Below are 18,277 nucleotides of genomic sequence, written 5' to 3'. Positions count from 1 at the left end.
GGCCCTGGCCGGTATCGCGGGGCCGCCGCCGCGCCCCAAGGCGGCCCGGAGGGGTGTGTGGCTGGGCGGCGTGGGGGTAAGTGCTCCCGTCCAGCCGGGGCGTCGGGGCTTGGAGCGGCGGGCGGTGTGGGCCCGGCCCGGCCGGGGCCTCTGTAGCCCTCAGCGGGCGTACCGGGCCCTTGTGGGGGGGCCTGGGCGGGCCGGGGCGTCTGGGGCGTGGAGAGGCCGTGTGGGCGCGCGGCGTGGCCCTCGGCCGGGCGGGGGCCCTCGGCGGGCGTACGGAGGCATTGCGAGGGCCCGGTACGCTCCGCCGGCGGTCGGCCGGTGAGAGGGCTGGGGCGGGTGCCAGGAGCCTCATACCGGTCCGTGCCGGTTCGCCGAAACCGGTGATGGCGATCGAGGGGTGTTAGAAACTTCCCAAAAATCCCGATATGTGCCCTGACTTCCGCATGCCAGCGAACCAACACTCTCCGCGTTCACCCCAACACCCATCGCAACGAAGGGATGCATCATGCACTCGAACACCGTCCTGCACCGTCCGGCGCTCTCGCTTCGCCGGGCCGGGCATGCCGACCTGCCCGGTGTGCTCGCCCTCCTCGCCGAGGCGGCCGAGTGGCTGCACCGGCGCGGCGTGCGGCAGTGGCCGCGCGGCGGCTTCGGCGCCGAGCGGATCGTGCCGCTGATCGAGGAGGCCGTCCTGTACGTGCTGGAGCCCGAGCGCGACGGCGCGGGCCCGGTGGCCGTCGTGGCCGTGGACGGGCACGCCGACCCCGAGTTCTGGACCCCGGCCGACGAGCCCGCCGCCGCGATGTACGTGCACAAGCTGGCCGTCTCGCGCTCGCTGGCCGGGCAGGGGGCGGGCGAGGCGCTGCTCGACTGGGCCGGGCTGCTGGCCCTGGTCATGGGCAAGCGGTGGCTGCGGCTCGACTGCGCCAAGGCCAACCTCGGGCTCCAGGACTACTACCGGGGGCGCGGCTTCCAGCACGTGCGCACGGTGGACCTGCCGCACCGGGCGTCCGGCGCGCTGTTCCAGCGCCGCGCCGGGGTGACCTCCGGGGACGGCCTGGCCTTCCGCGACCGTACGGCCCCGCGCCCGGAACTGGTCGGCGCGTGACCGGCGGCACCCGCCCGGACCTTCCATCAGGGGTGCATGCCCTACAGCACGCAAACCGTACCCGATAGCCTCAACTCATGACCGAATCCCTGCTTGAGGTGATCGCGCTCGACGTGCGCGACGCCGTAGCGGCCGAGGAGGGCGGCGCCGACCGCCTGGAGGTCGTCGCCGACATGTCGGCCGACGGCCTGACCCCCGCGGCCGAGACGGTGGCGGCGATCACCGCGAAGTGCGCCCTGCCGCAGATGGTGATGCTGCGGCCGGGCCCGGGGTTCACGGTCACCGACGAGACGGTCGAGGGCCTGCGCAGGGACGCGCGGGCCCTCGCCGACGCGGGGGCGGCGGGCTTCGTGTTCGGGTTCCTGGACGGGGCCGGCGCGGTGGACCTCGCCGCCACCGAGGCGCTCATCCACGCCGTCGCCCCGCTCCCGTGGACCTTCCACCGCGCGGTGGACCACGCCGCCGACGTGCACGCCGCCTGGCGCGCGGTGCGCCTGCTGCCCAACCTCGCGACCGTGCTCACCTCCGGCGACCCGGCCGGCGTCGGCGCGGGGCTGGGCGTGCTGCGCGCCCGCGCCGGGGCGGGCGACGCGGCGCTGATCATGGCCGGCGGCGGCCTGCGCGCCGAGCACGTGCCCGTGCTGCTCGACTACGGCGTGCGCGCCTTCCACGTGGGCGGCGCCGTCCGCCCGTCCTGGTCCGACCCCGTGGACCCCGCCCTCGTACGCCGCTGGCGGACGCTCGTCGATCAGGTGTGAGCCGCGCCGCCTCACCCGAGCGGCTTATCGGGGCTCGCCGAGGGCCAGGTCGGAGCGGGCCAGGGCCGCGGCGAGGGTCTTGATCGTGGCCGGCTCGTCCAGCAGCCCGTCGCCGGCCGCCCGCCGCTCCTGCCAGGCCCGGACGCGCTCGGCGTACGCGCCGCGCCGGGCGAGGTGGAACGCGTACGTGGTCACGTGCCGGCTGACGAGGTGAGAGGGGTGCATGTCCCAGCCCTGGTAGAAGCCGTGCGCCAGGGAGTGCCGCACCAGCGCCGCGTGCCGCCGCCACAGCGCGTGCACGTCGTGCGCCGAGTCGGTCGCGGGCACCGCCGCCAGCGAACCGTCGGACAGCTCCACCCCGGTCCCGGCGAGCGCGGTCTGCATGACGTGCCGCGCATGGTCGCATGCCGGGTGGTCCAGCCGCTGCTCGTGCGGCGGCAGCCCCAGCGCGGCGGTGTAGTCGAACACGCCGAAGTGGGCCGCGGCCAGCCGCCCGCCCAGCGACGGCACCAGGCCGGGGGAGCGCAGCAGGAACAGCACCGTCTGCGGCGCCTCCACCTGGAGCTCGAACCGCAGCGTGCCCTCGGCCAGGCCCAGCCCTTCCTCCAGCGCCGCCAGGCACGCGGCGAACTGCCCCAGATATGACTCCATCAGGACCTTCGGGAAGGTCACCGTGAATCCGGGCGGCAGCAGCCCGGCGCGGGCCGTCACGGCCGTCAGGAAGCCGTCCAGCGTGCGTATGGAGCGCTCCGGGTCGCCGTCGGCGAAGGACTTGACCCGAAGGCCCCAGCGGCGCGGCAGCGTGCCCTCGGCGTGCATGGCCGCGACGGCCTCGGCCGCCGCCAGCGCGTGGGCGTCCTCCTCGGCCGGCTCGCGCACGCCGTACCCGTCCTCGAAGTCGATCCGCAGGTCCTCGACCGGCTCGCCGGCCAGCTTGGCCGCCACCCGCTCGTGCACGGCGCGGGCCAGGTCGCCCTCGGAGACGTCGCCGCCCGCGTACGCGCCGAAGACCTCGCCGAACACCTCGGCGAGGACCGTGGAGCCGGGGAGGTGGGCGGCGAACAGCGACCCGGCCGCCCGGCCCCACTCGGCGACGGTCCCGCGGTGGAAGGCGTCGGCGGGCACGTACACCGTGTGGACCGGCTGCCAGGCGACGGGCCGGGGCGGGTAGCGGCGCGCCTGCTCGGCGTGGGCGGGGGCGAAGCCGGGGACGTGGGCCAGGGGATGCGCGAGGGTCACCTGCATGCCGGTGCTATTCCCGGCCGATCGCGGCCATCATCGCGGGCAGCCCGACGATCTTGACCCGCTCGCCGCGGCCGAGCGTCTTGGCCAGCGCGGTCTCGGCGTCCTCGATGGCCAGCCACTCCTCGTACGTCACCGGCAGCACGTCGCGCTGCCGCAGCAGGTCGTCCAGCGGCGCGCCCGCCACCCGCTCCCGGTCGGCGAGGTCGGACAGCAGGGTGCGCACGGTCTCGGCGGCGTCGGACTTGTTGGTGCCGATGACGCCCGTCGGCCCGCGCTTGAGCCAGCCCGCGACGTACTGGCCCTCGCTGATCCGGCCCGCCTCGTTGGGCACGGTCATGGTGGCGGTGTCGAACGGCACGCCGGGCAGCGGCACGCTCTGGTAGCCGACCGAGCGCAGCACCATGCCCACCGGCAGGGTCTCGAACTCGCCGGTGCCGGTCACCCGGCCGTCCTCCAGCCGGGTGCGCTCCAGCCGCAGCGCCTCCACCCGCTCGGTGCCCAGGATCTCCACCGGACGCAGCCAGAAGCGCACGTCCAGCCGCCGTGGCCGGCCCACGGGCTCGCGCGCCGCCCAGCCGCGCAGCACCTCGACGTTGCCGCGCACCTGCCGCGACAGCCCGCTGACGTCGGAGTCGCCCGCCTCCTCGGGGCGCACGCACACGTCGCAGTTCTCCAGCTCGCCCAGCTCGCGCAGCTCCTTGAGGGTGAACTTGGCGTGCTCGGGCCCGCGCCGCCCGATCATGTGGATCGCCTTGACCTGGCTGGCGGCCAGCCGCGACAGCACCTCCTCCGGCACGTCGGTGGCGCGCAGCTCCTCGGCGGTCTTGGCCAGGATGCGCACGACGTCCACGGCCACGTTGCCCACGCCGATCACCGCGACCTCGGGGCTGTCCAGGACGAACCTGTCGGCCGGCATGTCGGGGTGGCCGCAGTACCAGTTGACGAAGTCGGTCGCCGCCACGCTGCCCGGCAGGTCCTCGCCCGGGATGCCCAGCTTGCGGTCCACCATCGCGCCGGTGCAGTAGACGACGGCGTCGTAGCAGGCGGTCAGGTCGTCCACCGAGACGTGCTTGCCGAGCTCCACCCCGCCCAGGAAGCGCACGCCGGGCAGTTCGAGCACCCGGCGCAGGTAGCCCGCGATCGACTTGATCGAGGTGTGGTCGGGCGCGACGCCGTACCTCACCAGGCCGTACGGTGTCGGCAGCCGTTCCAGCACGTCCACCTCGACGGGCTCGCCCGCCTGCTTGGTCAGAGCCTCGGCAGTGTAGATGCCCGCGGGGCCCGACCCCACGATCGCCACGCGCAGCGGCACGTCCGCCTCCTAACGTCGGTTTCACAGGCGGTTCACGCCTGTGATTCTGCATCACCGGTTCTCGCCGCCACCAGGCGGAGCCGCCCTGAGCCGTCGAGCGCGCCGAGATCGCCGGTACGGACGAACCCGTCGCGGGCGAAGGCCCCCAGCGACGCCGCCGGGTCGCGGAAGTAGCCCGACATCACCGCCTTCGAGCGCAGCAGCACCTCTCCCATCTCCCCCCGGCGCACCGGCGCGCCCGCCGGGTCGCGGATCGACAGGTCCACACCCGCCCCCGGACGCCCCACGCTCACCTCGGCGTCCTCGGGCGGGTCGTCCGGCCGGGTGCCGATCCCGAGACCCGCCTCGGTGCACACGTACCTGTTGCACACCCGCGCCCCGAACCGGGCCCGCACCTCGCCGATCAGCTCGGGCGCGGCGGGGGCCCCGCCGGACAGCACCAGGCGCACGGACGGCGCCCGGCCGCCGCCCAGCGCGACCAGCATGCCGGACAACTGGGCCGGGGTGCCCTGAAGCACGCCGACGCCGCCCCCGGCCAGCACCCGCAGCGCCGCCTCGGGGTCCCAGCGCGGCAGCACGTGCACGGTCCGCCCGGTCTGCAGGAACACCGGAATCCGCGTGGTGAAGGCGACGTGCCCGGGGTGGTGGCCGAACAGGCGGGCCTCGCCGGTGCCCCAGCGCACGCCCGCGCCCTGGGCCCGTATGGCCGACAGTTGCGCGTTGCCGAACACCGCGCCGCGCGGCGGGCCGCTCCGGCCCCGGGTGAACACCACGGCCACGGGCCGCAGCGGGTCGGGAGGCAGGGGTGGCGGCGGCGCCTCCGGCCTGGCCAGCCCGCCCAGCCGGGCCGCGGCGTACGTGCGGTCGCGCCGCCGCTCGGCGCAGGGCAGGACCACGGCCGTGGCGGGCACGCCGGGCACGCCCGGGGCGGCGATCACCAGCGCCGGATCGAGGCGGCGCAGCAGGGCCGCGGTGGCGGGGTGGCCCGGCGCGAGGCCGGCCGTCACCGCGCCGATCTTCGCCGCGGCCAGGAAGCAGATCGGGTACTCGGCGCCGCCGGGCAGCACCAGCGCCACCACGTCGCCCAGCCGCACCCCGCGGTGGGCCATGCCCGCGGCCACCCGGTCGGAGAGCCGGTCGAGGTCGGCGAAGGACAGCGCGAAGCCCTCCGTGTCGAACGCCGCACGCGCCCCGAACCTGCGCGCGGCCTCCGCGGCGAGCATGCGCAGCATGATCGGGCCTCCGGTGTGGGGCCGCCGAGACCGGCGTCTCCCTTCCGACGGTACCTCTTGTCACGCCGGATGGTGGCGTCCCGATTCAGTCGGGCGCCGGGGCCACGGCGGCTCGCGCGCGCTCGCGCAGGGCCTGCTTGTCCGGCTTCCCGTTGGCGTTGACCGGCAGCTCGGGCACGACGACGATCCGGCGCGGCACCTTGTGCGCCGACATGTTCTCCCGAGCCCAGGCGATCAGCTCCTCCGGCTCGGGGCTGCGGCCGGGCCGGGGCACCACGTACGCCCACCCGGCCTCGCCGGAGCGCGGGTCGGGCACGCCGACCACCGCGGCCTGGGCCAGCGAGCCCTCGCGCAGCAGCAGGCCCTCGACCTCGGCGGGGGAGACGTTGAACCCGTTGACGATGAACAGCTCCTTCTTGCGGTCCACGATCGCGAGGTTGCCCCGCTCGTCCAGCACGCCGATGTCACCGGTGTGCAGCCAGCCGTCCCGGATCACCTCGGCGGTCTTGCCGGGCTCGCCCCAGTAGCCGCGCATCACGCCGTACCCGCGCTGCAGGATCTCGCCGCGGGTGCCCGGCGGCACCTCGCGCCCGGCCGCATCCACGATCTTGACCTCGATGCCCGGCACCGGCCGCCCGGCGGTCGCCGCGATCACCTCCACCGGGTCATCGGCCCGGGTCATGGACACCACCGTGCCCTCCATCAGCCCGTACGCGTTGATCATCCGCTCCAGGCCGACCTCGTCGAGCAGGCGGTGGATCAGCTCGGCGGGCACCGCCGCCGCGCCGCAGATCGCCACCCGCAGCGCGTGGCCACGGGTGTCCACGTCGTCCAGCAGCCGGTGGAACAGCGCCGGCGGACCGGCCAGGATCGTGATCCGCTCCTCGGCGACCAGCCGCTGCAGCCCCTCGGGGCTGAAGGACGGGATCGGCATCATGGTCGCCCCGCGCATCACCGAGGCGATCAGCCCCGCGTTGAGCCCGAAGCCGTGCGCGAAGGGCGCGATGACCGGGTAGCGGTCGCCCTCGCGCAGCGTGACGATCTCGGACCAGTCCCAGTAGCCCCGGACGATCTGCGCGTGGTCCAGCATCACGCCCTTCGGGGTGCCGGTCGTGCCGGAGGTGGACATGATCTCGCACAGGTCCTCCGGGCGTACGGCGAGCGCGCGCTCCTCGGCCTCCCGCTCCGGCACGGCGGCGCCCCGCGCCAGCAGTTCCGAACGGCGCAGCGTCCCCGGCCGGGAGACCGCGTCCGGCACCACGACGACGGGCCCGGTCTCCCGGCCGCCCACGCCGCCTGCCTCGCCCGCGCCGGGCGGGCCGTCGAGCAGGTCGGCGAGCACCGCGCCGCCCGGCCCCTCGCCGGTGACCAGCACCCGCGCCCCCGTGCTCGCCAGCAGCTCCGCCGCCTCGAAGCCCTTGTAGCGGGCCGAGAGGGGCACGATCACCGCCCCCGCGTCCCACACCCCGTACGCGGCCACGACCCAGGACGCGTCGTTGACCCCCCACACGGCCACCCGGTCGCCCGGCCGCACGCCGAGCGCGATCAGCCCCCGGGCGAACCGCGCCGCCCGCGCCCGCAGCTCGGCGGTCGTGAGCCGGTCGCCGCTCCCGGCGGGCCCGGCCACGGCGACCACGCCGGGGCTCGCCGCCGCCCGGTCCCGCAACATCCGGGGCAGCGTCCCCCAGCCCGGCGTCTCCCAGCCCGATCTCTCCCAGCCCGGCGTCCCCCGGTCCGGCGTCTGTCCTGCCATCTCGGTCGCCCTCCTCGCGAACGGCGGCGGGGTCAGGGCGCTATCGCGGTCCGGTCGCGCCCCAGGTGGTGGCCGCGCAGGTCGGTCACCGTGCCGGGCCGCGACTCCGCCATGACCTCCTCGGCCACGGCCACCTCGATCGACACCGGCGTCAGCGCCTTGACCGCCTCCCGTACGCGGGCGCGCCACATCGGGTTGCCGACCAGGCCGGGCCGGCCGAAGGTCACGGTCAGCGCCGCCGCGTCGAGCGTGCCGCGGCGGTCCACCGACAGCTCCCAGGTGGCGATCCCGTCGATCCTGGCCAGGGCCCGCTCGATGCGCGGCAGCGAGAGCCATACGCCGCGTACCAGCAGGTGCTCGCCCACGGTGTGCTCCGGGGCGGGCAGGCCGCCGCCCTCGCCGGGCCGGCCCACCTGGCCGGTGCGCAGCACCGCGTCGCCGAGCCCGTGCCGCCCGCGCGCCGCCACCACCAGCTCGCCGAGCACGCCGGCGGGGTACGGCGGGCCGGGCAGCGGCTCGTCCGCGGCGAGCGCGGCCAGCCCGAGCGTGTCCGCCTCGATCGGGGTCAGGGGCGCGGACTGGTCGGTACGCCAGGCGAGCGCGCCGCCGCCGAACGGGTCGGCGTACACCTCGGTCACGCGCGCGTCGAACTCGGCCGCGAGGTGGCGCAGCGTGTGCCGGGAGGCGATCTCGCCGGTCACCACGATGTGCCGCAGGCCGAGGTCCAGCGGGTCGAGCAGGAACTCCAGGTGCAGCCGGGCCAGCAGGTCCATCGCCCCGGTGGGCGTGATCACCAGCGTGGTCGCGCCGAGCTCGCGCAGCGCGTGCTGCAGCCGCATCCGCCCGCGCGGCCCGAGCGAGGCCGCGGCGGCGGCCACCCGGGAGGCGGCCGAGGCCCACAGCGCCCCGGCGGGCTCGGCCAGCGCCACGGCAACCCGGTCCCCGCCGCCGACCCCGGCGGCGGTGAGCGCGGCGGCCGTCGCCTTCTCGTCCCCGTCGTGCAGCGGGTACGCGCAGGCGGCGTCGGGCGGCACGGCGAGCAGGCCCCGCGCCGTACGGGCGGAGGCCGCCAGCCCGTCCCTGGTCGGCCACCGGGCGCTCACGCCGCGCCCTCCCCCACCGCCCCGGACCCGGCGACCTCGCGCATGAACAGCTCGACGGACGCGCACACCCGCTCGTGCGCCAGCCCGCCCACCTGCGCCTGGAGGATCAGGTCGGTCGCGCCCGCCTCCGCCACCCGGGCCACGGCCTTGCGCGAGCCCTCCACGTCGTCGATCACCACCATGTGGTGCTCGCGCAGCGTCGCCATCGCCTCCTCCGGCGGCAGCCCGGCCGCGAGCTGGCCGAGCACGCGGTGGGTGGCGTGCCTGGCGTCGTAGTAGTCGGGCGGGGTGACCAGGTTGACCTGGCGGCGGATGTACCACAGCACGGGGTCGGCGGCGACGGCGTACGCCTCGTCGCGGCTCGGCGCGACGTGCCAGGGGATCATCAGCCCGATCCTGCGCGACTCCGGGTCGAAGCCGTGCTCGGCCAGGCACCGCTTGTACTCCGCGATGTCCTCGGCCACGTCGTCCAGGCCCTTCAGCATGGTCATGCCGAGCAGGTTGTAGCCGTGCCGGGCGGCGGCCCGATAGCCCTCGATCGAGGTCGAGGCCACCCAGACGGGCGGATGCGGCACCTGCGCGGGCCGGGGGTAGACGGCGATGTCGGGGATCTCGAACCACTCGCTGGACCGGCTGACCGGCTCACCGTCGGCGTTCCAGATGGCCAGCACCGCTTCGAGGCTGTCCTCCCAGATCTTCCGCGACTGCTCGAAGGGCCGCTGGAACGCCTGGTACTCCAGCGGCGAGGCACCGCGCCCGGTCCCGAACTCCACCCGCCCCCCGGACAGCACGTCCAGCGTCGCCACCCGCTCGGCGGTGCGGATCGGCGACTGGAACGGCAGCAGCACCACGCCCAGCCCGAGGTGGATGCGCCGGGTGCGCTGCGAGATCGCGGCCAGCACCAGATCGGGCGCGGAGGAGTGGGAGAACCCCCGGGTGAAGTGGTGCTCCACGAACCACGCGGTGTCCACGCCGAGCCGGTCTCCCAGGACCACCTGGTCGATCACGTTCCGGAAGGCGCGCTGCTCGACCTCCCGGGTCCGGCCGCGCACCTCCAGCTCATATCCCAGGCTGATCCGTAGGGACGCCATGCATGCCTCCGTCACACCGCCACGTCACCGGCAGCTCACTTAACCAAGCGCTCGCTTGGCGAGATTACCAGCCGGGTGAAGTGGCAGCAACAAGCCCCGATGACCGGGGACTTGCGGGAAGGGCCCCTTCCCGATCAAAGTGGGGTCTCGTGGGCTCAGGGGCGGAAAAGCGAAGAAGAGTGAACGCGCGCCGCGCAAAGGACATCCCCCGCCCCCCAAAGCCCACCCCTCCGCCCCCCGTGCCCGCTGTGACGGACGCTGCGCCCTCGGCACCCACGGCTGCGGCGCCGGCGTTGCCGGAGGGGGTGCCCTCCGTGCCCGCTGTGGCGGATGCTGCGTCGTCGGCGCCCGTGGCTGCGGCGCCGGCGTTGCCGGAGCCTGTGCAGTCGGTGCCCGCTGTGGCGGGGTGCGGGCCGCGGGCGGATGGCCCGGCGGAGCCCTCGCCGGCTGGGGCGCGCCCGCGGGAGTCCATGCCACCGGCCCCTGCCTCTACCGAGGCCGTACCGCTTGCGCCCGCGACTGCGGAGTCCGGGGCGTCCTTGCCCTCCGCGCCTGTCCCGGCGGGTCCCGCGCCGTCCGTGCCTGTTCCGGCGGAGGGCGCAGTGGAGGAAGCGGGAGCACCTGATGGGGTGGTTGTGCCCGATCCCCGGGTGCCGGGGCGGGGTGTGGCGGATACTGAGGGTGTGGCGGCGGACGCGCGTAGGTATGAGGCGCTGGGGCGCGTGATGGCGGCGCTCGCGGCCGACGCGGAGGTCATGGAGTCGTGCCGCGACCTGACCTGGTGGCCGGGCGGGCCCGAGGGTGGGTGGCACATCGAGTGGCGTGACGGGCCGTACGCGTCGGAGCTGGCCGAGGTGGTGCTCGCCGCGGACGGGGGTCGTACGCGGCGGGCGCGGGGGGTGCACGGGGCCGAGGCGGCCGGTGAGGACCGGAGCGGGCACGGGCTTGCGGAGATCGAGGTCGTGGGCGTGCGCTTCACGCTGCGCGCGGTCGATCCGCTGGGACGCGAGCGGGTGCTGGCCCGGCGAGGGCTGTGGCGGCTGTCGGAGGCCCTTGACACCACGCGGCGCACGAGCGCGCGCCGCCCGTGGGAGGAACTGCTCGGGGGTTGATCACACGCCGGGGGTGATCACGGGCCGGGTGATCAGAGGCCGGGTTGATCAGGGGCCGGGTGATCAGAGGCCGGCTGTGGGGGCCAGGCGGGCGCGGTGGGCCTGGGGCGGGCCGAAGAGGCGGGCGGCGGTGGTGGCGCGTTTCAGGTGGCGGTGCGCGTCGTGCTCCCACGTGATGCCGATGCCGCCGTGCACCTGGATGTTCTCGCCCGCCGCCGTCGCGTACGCCTCGGCGCAGTACGAGCCGGCTATCGCCGCGGCCACGGGCAGGTCCTCGGGGGTCGCGCGGGCCGCCGCGTACGCCGCCGAGCGCGCCGACTCCACGAGCAGCAGCACGTCGGCCAGTTTGTGCTGGATGGCCTGGAACGAGCCGATCGGGCGGCCGAACTGGTGCCGCCGCTTGGCGTGCGCGACCGAGGCGGCCAGGCACGCCGCCGCCCCGCCCACCTGCTCCGCCGCGAGCGCGGCGAGGCCCGCGTCGCGTACCCGCTCCCAGGCGGCGCGTCCGCCGTCGCCGGCCACGCGGGCCGGGGCGCGGTCGAAGGCCAGCGCGCACAGCGGCCGGGTCTGGTCCAGCGGGACCAGGGGAGTGCGCCGGGTGGGCTCGGCCTCGACGAGTACGCCCCCCGCGTACGCGAGCACGATCTCGCCTTCCAGCGTGTACGGCGCGACGCCGCTCAGCGTGCCGTCCTCGAAGGTCAGATCCGCCTCGCCGGGCAGGATGACGGTCGCGGTGGCCGCCCCCTCGGCGATCCGCGGCAGCAGGCGGCGCCGCGCGTCCTCGTCCCCGCCCGTCATGACCGCCTCGGCCGCCAGCACCGCCGTCTGCAGGTAGGGCAGCGGCGACAGCGCCGCCCCCAGCTCCTCGCACACCACCGCGGCCTCCGGCAGCCCGCACCCCGCACCGCCGTGCTCCTCGGGGATCATCAGCCCCGCGATGCCCAGTTCGGCCGCCGCCCGGCTCCACGGCGCCCCCGGCCGGGCCGCCAGGAACCCGCGCACGGCCGCCCGCAACTCGTCCCGCAGCTCGTCCCGCAGCTGGTCCCGTGACTCGTCCCGATCGTCCGGCTCGACCCGCGGCCCGGCGGCGTGTTCGTGCGTCATGCGGGCAGCGTACGCGAACCGGCCGAACGCTTGCTTGTGCGTGAGAGATATTGCCTTGACCGGAATCAGCGATTTGGAGTGCTTAAATACACTTGAGCTGGGCATTTCGGGGGATGCCCAAAGGAGTACGGGATGAGGAACCAGACCAGCAGGGCCCTGTCGTGGGACGGGGCCGACGGCGGTGCCGCAGGCCGGCGAACAGAGGGGCGAGCAGGTGGGCTAGCGAGCGGACACGCGGGCGGGCTGCCAGGCGCGCAGCAGGGTGGGGACGCGGGCGGGCCCGACCTGGTGGACCACTTCGACGCCGAGTACTTCGACCTCGACCGGCGGGAGAGCCGGATACAGCGGCACATCCTCGCCGCGTTCTGGCTCGGGCTGCTGTTCGGGCTGCTCGGCACGCTGATCCGGTACTCCGGGCCGGAACCCCTGCACATGGTGGTCGATCCGTACGCCTACCTCCTGCTCGGGGCGTCCGTCGGCGCCACCGCGTACGGGGTGGGCTGGGCGATGCTGTCCAGCCTGCTCGCCGCGGTGTCGCCGCTGGTGTCGGGCCTGGCGTGCGCGGCCCTGATTGAGGGGTTCAAGCACGACGGCTGGATCTCCGGCGGCTTCCAGCTCAACTTCGTCGTCGTGCTCAGCCTGGCCTACGGCCTGCTCGCGTACGGCGCGCGCCGCGACGGCTATCTCGGCGACGCCGCCGCCGGGCTGCTGGGCGGGGCGATGATCGCCGACGCGGCCGAGAAGGCGCTGCCGGGCTTCGAGGAGTATCTGCCCGGGTTCGCGCCCTGGCCGCTGGCGGTGGTGTCGGCGCTGGCCGTGGGGCTGGTGTTGTTCCTGCGCCGTACGGTCGGCGCCCGGCTGCGCGCCCTGCTGGCCGCCCTCGCCGTGCCGATGGCCCTTATTCTGCTCGTCCCCGCGCCGTAGCCGATAGCCTGTAAGTCTTTCAAGCCCTTGACGGGCTGTTCCGATCGGTTCCAAGCAGGGAGTTGGCCGTGCTGCTGCGCATGTCGTCGTTGTTTCTTCGCACCCTGCGGGACGACCCGGCAGACGCGGAGGTCCCCAGCCACAAGCTCCTCGTCCGCGCGGGCTACGTGCGCAGGGTCGCGCCCGGGATCTACTCCTGGCTCCCGCTCGGCAAGATGGTCCTGGAGAACGTGACCCGCGTGGTCCGCGAGGAGATGGACCGCATGGGCGCGCAGGAGGTCCTGTTCCCGGCCCTGCTGCCGCGCGAGTACTACGAGGCCACCGGCCGCTGGACCGAGTACGGCGACACGCTGTTCCGGCTCCAGGACCGCAAGGGCGCCGACTACCTCCTCGGCCCGACGCACGAGGAGATGTTCACCGGCATGGTGAAGGGCGAGCTGTCCTCCTACAAGGACTTCCCGGTCACGCTCTACCAGATCCAGACCAAGTACCGCGACGAGGCCCGGCCGCGGGCGGGCATCCTGCGCGGGCGCGAGTTCGTGATGAAGGACTCCTACTCCTTCGACCTGGACGACGACGGGCTCAAGCGCTCCTACGAGCAGCACCGCGAGGCGTACATCCGGATCTTCGACCGGCTCGGCATCGACTACAAGATCTGCTTCGCCATGTCCGGCGCCATGGGCGGCTCGGCGTCGGAGGAGTTCCTGGCCCCGACCCCGACCGGCGAGGACACCTTCGTCGCCTGCCACACCTGCGGCTACGCCGCCAACGCCGAGGCCGTGACCACCCCGGCGCCCCCGGCCGTCACCGCCGAGCACCCGCCGCTCCAGGTGCTCGACACCCCCGACACCCCGACCATCGAGACCCTGGTCGCGCACGTCAACGAGCACTTCGGGCTCGGCGTCACCGCCGCCGACACGCTGAAGAACATCGTGGTCAAGGTGCGCACTCCGGGCTCCGACAAGACCGAGGTGCTGGTCATCGGGGTGCCCGGCGACCGCGAGGTCGACTTCAAGCGGCTTGAGGCCGCGCTCGCCCCGGGCGTACCGGAGATCTTCGAGGCCGCCGACTTCGAGCGCCACCCGGGCCTGGTGCGCGGCTACATCGGCCCGCAGGTGCTCAAGGACCTCGGCATCACCTACCTCGTCGATCCGCGTGTCGTCACCGGCACCTCGTGGGTGACCGGCGCCAACGAGCCGGGCAAGCACGCCGCCAACGTCGTGGCCGGGCGCGACTTCGTCCCCGACGGCACCATCGAGGCCGCCGAGGTCCGCGCCGGCGACTCCTGCCCGCGCTGCGGCTCGGCGCTGTCGATCGACCGCGGCATCGAGATCGGGCACATCTTCCAGCTCGGCCGCAAGTACGCCGACGCCGCCGAGCTCGACGCCCTCGGCCCCGACGGCAAGCCGATCCGGGTCACCATGGGCTCCTACGGCATCGGCGTCTCCCGCGCCGTCGCCGTGATCGCCGAGCAGCGCCACGACGAGCTGGGCCTGGTCTGGCCGCGCGAGGTCGCCCCCGCCGACGTCCACATCGTCGGCACCGGCAAGGACAACCAGATCGAGGTCGCCCTCGACCTGGCCGCCAAGCTGGAGGCCATGGGTCTGCGCGTGCTGGTGGACGACCGTCCGGGCGTCTCGCCGGGCGTCAAGTTCAAGGACTCCGAGCTGCTGGGCATGCCCACCGTCGTGGTGATCGGCCGCGGCCTGGCCCAGGGCGTCGCCGAGCTGCGCGACCGCGCCGCCGGCACCAAGGAGGAGATCCCGCTGGCCGAGGCCCCCGCGCTGGTGGCCGCCGCCTGCGGGGTAACGGCCGCCTGATCCTCCCGCGTCGTCCGGCGCTTCCGTCCCCGGCCGGCGTCGAGCCGGCCCGGGGAGGGGCCGCACCTTGAGCGGTGGCCGCCAGGCGCCGCCCGGGGTCAGCTCGGGGTGGCCGTCGTGCTCGGCGTACTCGGCGTGCTCAGCGTGGCCGTCGGGCCGGGCGTCGTGGCGGTGGCCTCGGGGTCGGGCCCCGGGAAGCCGGGCAAGGCGGCGATGGTGGGGCGGAAGCCGTACGCGCGGGCGGCGGCCTCCTGCATGGCCAGTGCGGCGGTGCGCCTGGTCGCCGGGTCGTCGCAGGCGGCGAGCTCCAGGTAGACGGCCGTCACGCCGTCCTCGACGAGCGCCGCCAGGCGGGCCCCCTCGGTGGAGTCGCGCGGGGTGAACGGCAGGGCGTACGACGCCTCGGGCTCGGCCGGGGTGCCGCCGCGGGCTCTGATCAGGCCGCGGAGCTGGTCGCGCCTGCCCCGGTGCGCGTTGTACGCGGCGGTGGCCGCGGCCTTGCGCGCCCCGGTGGCGCGGGCGGCGATGAGGGCGTAGGCGAACACCGCCGCGTGCTCGGCCGCCAGCGCCTTCATGAGCCCGTCCAGCGTCTTGACGGGGCCCTCGGTGTCCTTTGCCGCGGGGCCCGACGGCGTGCCCGCACGCGCGGCCACAGGGCCGTACGCGGCGGCCTGTGCGCCGGGGTAGGAGCCGGTCACGACAGCCTCGCCAGGGCCACGGCGTGGGCGGCCTCGCACGCCCCGATGGACGCCAGGAGCTGGGCCAGCGCCGGTGAGGCCGACTGAAGCTGCTCGGCCCGCGCCGCGGCGGACTCGCGCTCCACCTGCCGCAGCCGGCTCAGCGACACGGCCTGCCCGGAGGGCGTGGCCGAGGGCGACCCCGACGGGTGAGGTGACGCCGAGGGCGCGGGAGTGGCCGTGGTGGGGGTGGCCGCACCGGTGGGCGCCGCGACTCCCGGGGGCAGGCGGCGCTTGAGCTCGGTCAGGTGGGCCTGGTGCCGCTCCAGGTACGGGCGCAGCTCCTCGCCGGGCGTCTCGCCGGCCGCGATGGCGGCGGAGTACAGGGCGACGGTCTCGGCCTTGCCGGCCACCAGCGAGCGCAGCAGCTCGGTCTCGGGGTCGGGACGCCGGGGCTCGGCCGGGGCGTCGTCGGCATCGTCCGGGCCGCCGCACCCGGCGAGCGCAACCGTCGCGAAGGCCCCCACGGCGCCGAGCGCCCCGCCCCGGGCCAGCACGGCGCGCCGGCTCAGCCCGGCCCGCGTCCGGCCGCCCCAGGCCGGGTCCGGGTCCGGACGCGCGGGGGCGCGCTCCGCCGGGTTCGGGTGGGGCGGTGCCAGACCGGGGCCGGCGAGGCCAGGGGGTGCCGAGTGAGGGCCGGGGTGTGCGGAGTGAGGGCCGGGGTGTGCCGAGTGAGGGCCGGGCGTGCCGGGGGTGGGCCTGGCGCCGGGTGCCGGGGTGGGAGGGGTGGGGCCGGGGCGCGGTGTGCGGCGGCTGTGGGGCTGGCGCACGGTGCGGGGCCTCCCTTCGCGGCGACGGCGGGGCGATGGCGCGCGTCCCGGCGGCGCCGGGAAAGTGGTCCGGCGCGGCCTTCGGCGGTCATAGCATCGTACGGCCCGCGCCGCCCCGATCCGCCGCGCCCGGCGCTCGTGTCGGACGCCTCGCGCGTACGGTGTTGGGCACGTGTGGCGGCCGTGCCGGGCTCGCCGCGCGCAAGGCGCTCTTTCCGTGCCTGGGTGTGGATAGGCTGGTTAACCGCATGGGCGAGGTGCGCCCGGTTGAGATCGTGACAAATAGGAGGTCGGCATGGGAAGGGATGCGTCCCGTGACCGCCTGGTGAAGCTCCTCGAACCGGTGATCGCCGCGGAGGGACTCGATCTGGAGGACGTCACGGTCACCCCGGCGGGCAAGAGACGGGTGCTGCGCGTCATCGTGGACCGCGACGGCGGGGTGAGCCTCGACGACATCGCCGACGTGAGCCAGGCGGTCTCCAAGGCGCTCGACGCCGAGGACGCGATGGGGCAGGCGCCGTACATGCTGGAGGTCACCTCGCCCGGCGTGGACCGGCCGCTGACCGAGCCGCGCCACTGGCGCCGCGCGGCCGGGCGCCTCGTCAAGGCCGACCTCGCCGACGGCACCACCGTCGAGGGCCGGGTGCTCTCGGCCGACGAGACCGGCGTGGAGCTCGACGTCCCCGGCGGGCCGCGCCGCTTCGACCATCAGGACCTCACCCGCGGCCGGGTGCAGGTCGAGTTCCGCCGCATCGACGACGGCGGCGACCTCGGCGGCGACGCCGACGCCGGCGAAGACGCCGAAGACGGCGACGAGGGCTAAGGGGGGAGCCTCGTGGACATCGACATGAGCGTTCTGCGCAGCCTGGAGCGCGAGAAGGACATCTCCTTCGACCTGGTCGTCAAGGCCATCGAGGACGCCCTGCTCATCGCGTACTTCCGCACCGAGGGCGCCGCGCCCAAGGCCCGCGCCGAGCTGGACCGCACGACCGGGCACGTCACGATCTGGGCCGCCGAGGTGGGCGAGGACGGCGAGGTGGTCAGGGAGTACGACGACACCCCGGGCAACTTCAGCCGCATCGCGGCGACCACCGCCAAGCAGGTGATCCTGCAGCAGCTCCGCGACGCCGAGGACGAGGTCAACTTCGGCGAGTTCGCCAGCCGCGAGGGCGAGCTGGTCGCGGGCATCATCCAGCAGGGCAAGGACCCGCGCGTGGTGCTGGTCGATTTGGGCAAGATCGAGGCGGTGCTGCCGCACAACGAGCAGGTGCCGGGCGAGGACTACACCCACGGCGAGCGCATCAGGTGCTACGTCGTGCAGGTGAAGAAGGGGCCCAAGGGGCCGTCGGTCACGCTCTCGCGCACCCACCCGGGCCTGGTGAAGAAGCTGTTCGCGCTGGAGGTCCCCGAGATCGCCGACGGCACGGTCGAGATCGCCGCCATCGCGCGCGAGGCCGGCCACCGGACCAAGATCGCCGTGCGGTCGCGGCGCTCCGGGGTCAACGCCAAGGGCGCGTGCATCGGGCCCATGGGATCACGAGTCCGTAACGTCATGACCGAGCTTCACGGCGAGAAAATCGACATCATCGACTGGTCCGAGGACCCCGCGGAGTTCGTCGGGAATGCCCTGTCGCCGGCGCGTGTTTCCCATGTCGACGTCGTGGACGCCGAGGCCCGCGTGGCCAGGGTGACCGTGCCCGATTACCAGCTCTCGCTGGCGATCGGCAAAGAGGGGCAGAACGCCCGTCTCGCGGCGCGGCTCACGGGGTGGCGGATCGACATCCGTCCCGACACCATGCTCGGAGATGCCGCCGGTCCCGTAGATGCGTCCACAAGGTAAGCTGGAATATGGTGGTCAGGCGGTCCCGCTGAGAACCTGCGTGGGCTGCCGAGTTCGCACGGTCAAGTCCGAGCTGCTCCGCCTGGTGGCGATCGAGGGCGTTATCGTCCCCGACCTGCGAGGACGGCTGCCGGGCCGGGGTGCATCGCTGCATCCCGCCCTCGGCTGTCTGGAGCTCGCCGAGCGCCGTCGAGCGTTCCCGCGCGCATTCCGCGCCCAGGGACCGCTTGACACGACGCCGGTGCGGGCTCACCTGGAGGAGCGTGCCGAAGATGGAGGTGCCGGGTGAAGGTTGCCAACTGTCATGTAGGACGCCGAGTTGATGGGCGGGTCAGATAGCGATGAGCGCCTGATGAGCATGC

17 protein-coding genes are annotated in these 18,277 nt (G+C 74.8%); 8 read left to right on the top strand and 9 right to left on the bottom strand.

Features of this window, described 5'->3' with window-relative positions:
• Positions 1-511: 511 nt before the first annotated feature.
• Positions 512-1,114: a GNAT family N-acetyltransferase gene (locus tag HNP84_RS14410; protein ID WP_221336233.1), complete on the top strand. Its 603-nt coding sequence runs from the start codon at positions 512-514 to the stop codon at positions 1,112-1,114.
• Positions 1,115-1,191: 77 nt separating this feature from the next.
• Positions 1,192-1,872 carry a copper homeostasis protein CutC gene (locus HNP84_RS14405; RefSeq protein WP_185050164.1) on the top strand — a complete coding sequence of 227 codons (681 nt, stop codon included), beginning with the start codon at positions 1,192-1,194 and terminating at the stop codon, positions 1,870-1,872.
• A gap of 24 nt (positions 1,873-1,896) precedes the next feature.
• Here the strand turns inward: HNP84_RS14405 and HNP84_RS14400 are convergent, their stop codons facing one another.
• The 6 genes from HNP84_RS14400 to HNP84_RS14375 form a co-directional block, all read right to left on the bottom strand.
• Positions 1,897-3,117 (bottom strand): DUF6986 family protein, encoded by a 1,221-nt coding sequence (locus tag HNP84_RS14400; protein WP_185050163.1) that lies wholly within the window; start codon positions 3,115-3,117, stop codon positions 1,897-1,899.
• 7 nt (positions 3,118-3,124) lie between these two features.
• Positions 3,125-4,429 carry an FAD-dependent oxidoreductase gene (locus tag HNP84_RS14395; RefSeq protein WP_185050162.1) on the bottom strand — a complete coding sequence of 435 codons (1,305 nt, stop codon included), beginning with the start codon at positions 4,427-4,429 and terminating at the stop codon, positions 3,125-3,127.
• A gap of 32 nt (positions 4,430-4,461) precedes the next feature.
• Positions 4,462-5,652 carry a class I adenylate-forming enzyme family protein gene (locus HNP84_RS14390; RefSeq protein WP_185050161.1) on the bottom strand — a complete coding sequence of 397 codons (1,191 nt, stop codon included), beginning with the start codon at positions 5,650-5,652 and terminating at the stop codon, positions 4,462-4,464.
• A 94-nt stretch (positions 5,653-5,746) separates the two neighbouring features.
• The gene (locus HNP84_RS14385; protein WP_246518121.1) at positions 5,747-7,414 is read right to left on the bottom strand and encodes an AMP-binding protein; all 1,668 of its coding nucleotides are present in this window, start codon (positions 7,412-7,414) and stop codon (positions 5,747-5,749) included.
• A 32-nt stretch (positions 7,415-7,446) separates the two neighbouring features.
• Positions 7,447-8,517: a class I adenylate-forming enzyme family protein gene (locus HNP84_RS14380; RefSeq protein ID WP_185050160.1), complete on the bottom strand. Its 1,071-nt coding sequence runs from the start codon at positions 8,515-8,517 to the stop codon at positions 7,447-7,449.
• Positions 8,514-9,608, bottom strand: a complete 1,095-nt coding sequence (locus HNP84_RS14375; protein WP_185050159.1) for an LLM class flavin-dependent oxidoreductase — start codon at positions 9,606-9,608, stop codon at positions 8,514-8,516. The genes HNP84_RS14380 and HNP84_RS14375 overlap by 4 nt, the downstream gene beginning before the upstream one ends.
• 683 nt (positions 9,609-10,291) lie before the next feature.
• Between HNP84_RS14375 and HNP84_RS14370 the strand changes: the two genes are divergently transcribed.
• Entirely contained in the window at positions 10,292-10,720 is a 429-nt protein-coding gene (locus HNP84_RS14370; protein ID WP_312924769.1) for a hypothetical protein, read from the top strand.
• A gap of 63 nt (positions 10,721-10,783) precedes the next feature.
• Here the strand turns inward: HNP84_RS14370 and HNP84_RS14365 are convergent, their stop codons facing one another.
• Positions 10,784-11,824: an acyl-CoA dehydrogenase family protein gene (locus HNP84_RS14365; RefSeq protein ID WP_185050158.1), complete on the bottom strand. Its 1,041-nt coding sequence runs from the start codon at positions 11,822-11,824 to the stop codon at positions 10,784-10,786.
• A gap of 132 nt (positions 11,825-11,956) precedes the next feature.
• Here HNP84_RS14365 and HNP84_RS14360 point away from each other — a divergent pair, with 132 nt between their 5' ends.
• Entirely contained in the window at positions 11,957-12,748 is a 792-nt protein-coding gene (locus tag HNP84_RS14360) for a hypothetical protein (RefSeq protein ID WP_185050157.1), read from the top strand.
• A gap of 68 nt (positions 12,749-12,816) precedes the next feature.
• Positions 12,817-14,568 (top strand): proline--tRNA ligase, encoded by a 1,752-nt coding sequence (locus HNP84_RS14355; protein ID WP_185050156.1) that lies wholly within the window; start codon positions 12,817-12,819, stop codon positions 14,566-14,568.
• A 98-nt stretch (positions 14,569-14,666) separates the two neighbouring features.
• Here HNP84_RS14355 and HNP84_RS14350 read toward each other — a convergent pair whose 3' ends face one another.
• Both HNP84_RS14350 and HNP84_RS14345 read right to left on the bottom strand, forming a co-directional pair.
• A complete protein-coding gene (locus tag HNP84_RS14350; protein WP_312924766.1) occupies positions 14,667-15,266 on the bottom strand; it encodes a ferritin-like domain-containing protein in 600 nt (199 codons plus the stop codon).
• On the bottom strand, positions 15,263-15,802 hold the full coding sequence (locus tag HNP84_RS14345; protein ID WP_185050155.1) for a hypothetical protein: 540 nt from the start codon (positions 15,800-15,802) through the stop codon (positions 15,263-15,265). Before HNP84_RS14345 ends, HNP84_RS14350 begins: the two co-directional genes overlap by 4 nt.
• A gap of 568 nt (positions 15,803-16,370) precedes the next feature.
• Between HNP84_RS14345 and rimP the strand changes: the two genes are divergently transcribed.
• The 3 genes from rimP to HNP84_RS14330 are packed head-to-tail and all read left to right on the top strand — an operon-like array spanning position 16,371 to position 18,204.
• Positions 16,371-16,898, top strand: coding sequence for a ribosome maturation factor RimP (gene rimP, locus HNP84_RS14340; RefSeq protein WP_185050154.1), 528 nt, complete (start codon positions 16,371-16,373; stop codon positions 16,896-16,898).
• 24 nt (positions 16,899-16,922) lie between these two features.
• A complete protein-coding gene (gene nusA / locus HNP84_RS14335) occupies positions 16,923-17,915 on the top strand; it encodes a transcription termination factor NusA (protein ID WP_221336232.1) in 993 nt (330 codons plus the stop codon).
• Positions 17,899-18,204, top strand: coding sequence for a YlxR family protein (locus HNP84_RS14330; RefSeq protein WP_185050152.1), 306 nt, complete (start codon positions 17,899-17,901; stop codon positions 18,202-18,204). The genes nusA and HNP84_RS14330 overlap by 17 nt, the downstream gene beginning before the upstream one ends.
• The last annotated feature ends 73 nt before the right edge of the window (positions 18,205-18,277 follow it).

Source organism: Thermocatellispora tengchongensis (genome assembly GCF_014202315.1).
Taxonomy (GTDB): Bacteria; Actinomycetota; Actinomycetes; order Streptosporangiales; family Streptosporangiaceae; genus Thermocatellispora; species Thermocatellispora tengchongensis.
The sequence above is the reverse complement of the archived record's forward strand: the minus strand, read 5'-3'. Positions and strand labels throughout refer to the sequence as shown.

Excerpts from the sequence above, each read along its gene's own strand:
- HNP84_RS14410 (WP_221336233.1), top strand. The coding sequence starts at position 512 with ATGCACTCGAACACCGTCCTGCACCGTCCGGCGCTCTCGCTTCGCCGG.
- HNP84_RS14405 (WP_185050164.1), top strand. The coding sequence starts at position 1,192 with ATGACCGAATCCCTGCTTGAGGTGATCGCGCTCGACGTGCGCGACGCC.
- HNP84_RS14400 (WP_185050163.1), bottom strand. The coding sequence starts at position 3,117 with ATGCAGGTGACCCTCGCGCATCCCCTGGCCCACGTCCCCGGCTTCGCC.
- HNP84_RS14390 (WP_185050161.1), bottom strand. The coding sequence starts at position 5,652 with ATGCTCGCCGCGGAGGCCGCGCGCAGGTTCGGGGCGCGTGCGGCGTTC.
- HNP84_RS14385 (WP_246518121.1), bottom strand. The coding sequence starts at position 7,414 with ATGGCAGGACAGACGCCGGACCGGGGGACGCCGGGCTGGGAGAGATCG.
- HNP84_RS14375 (WP_185050159.1), bottom strand. The coding sequence starts at position 9,608 with ATGGCGTCCCTACGGATCAGCCTGGGATATGAGCTGGAGGTGCGCGGC.
- HNP84_RS14365 (WP_185050158.1), bottom strand. The coding sequence starts at position 11,824 with ATGACGCACGAACACGCCGCCGGGCCGCGGGTCGAGCCGGACGATCGG.
- HNP84_RS14360 (WP_185050157.1), top strand. The coding sequence starts at position 11,957 with ATGAGGAACCAGACCAGCAGGGCCCTGTCGTGGGACGGGGCCGACGGC.
- rimP (WP_185050154.1), top strand. The coding sequence starts at position 16,371 with ATGGGAAGGGATGCGTCCCGTGACCGCCTGGTGAAGCTCCTCGAACCG.
- nusA (WP_221336232.1), top strand. The coding sequence starts at position 16,923 with ATGAGCGTTCTGCGCAGCCTGGAGCGCGAGAAGGACATCTCCTTCGAC.
- HNP84_RS14330 (WP_185050152.1), top strand. The coding sequence starts at position 17,899 with ATGCGTCCACAAGGTAAGCTGGAATATGGTGGTCAGGCGGTCCCGCTG.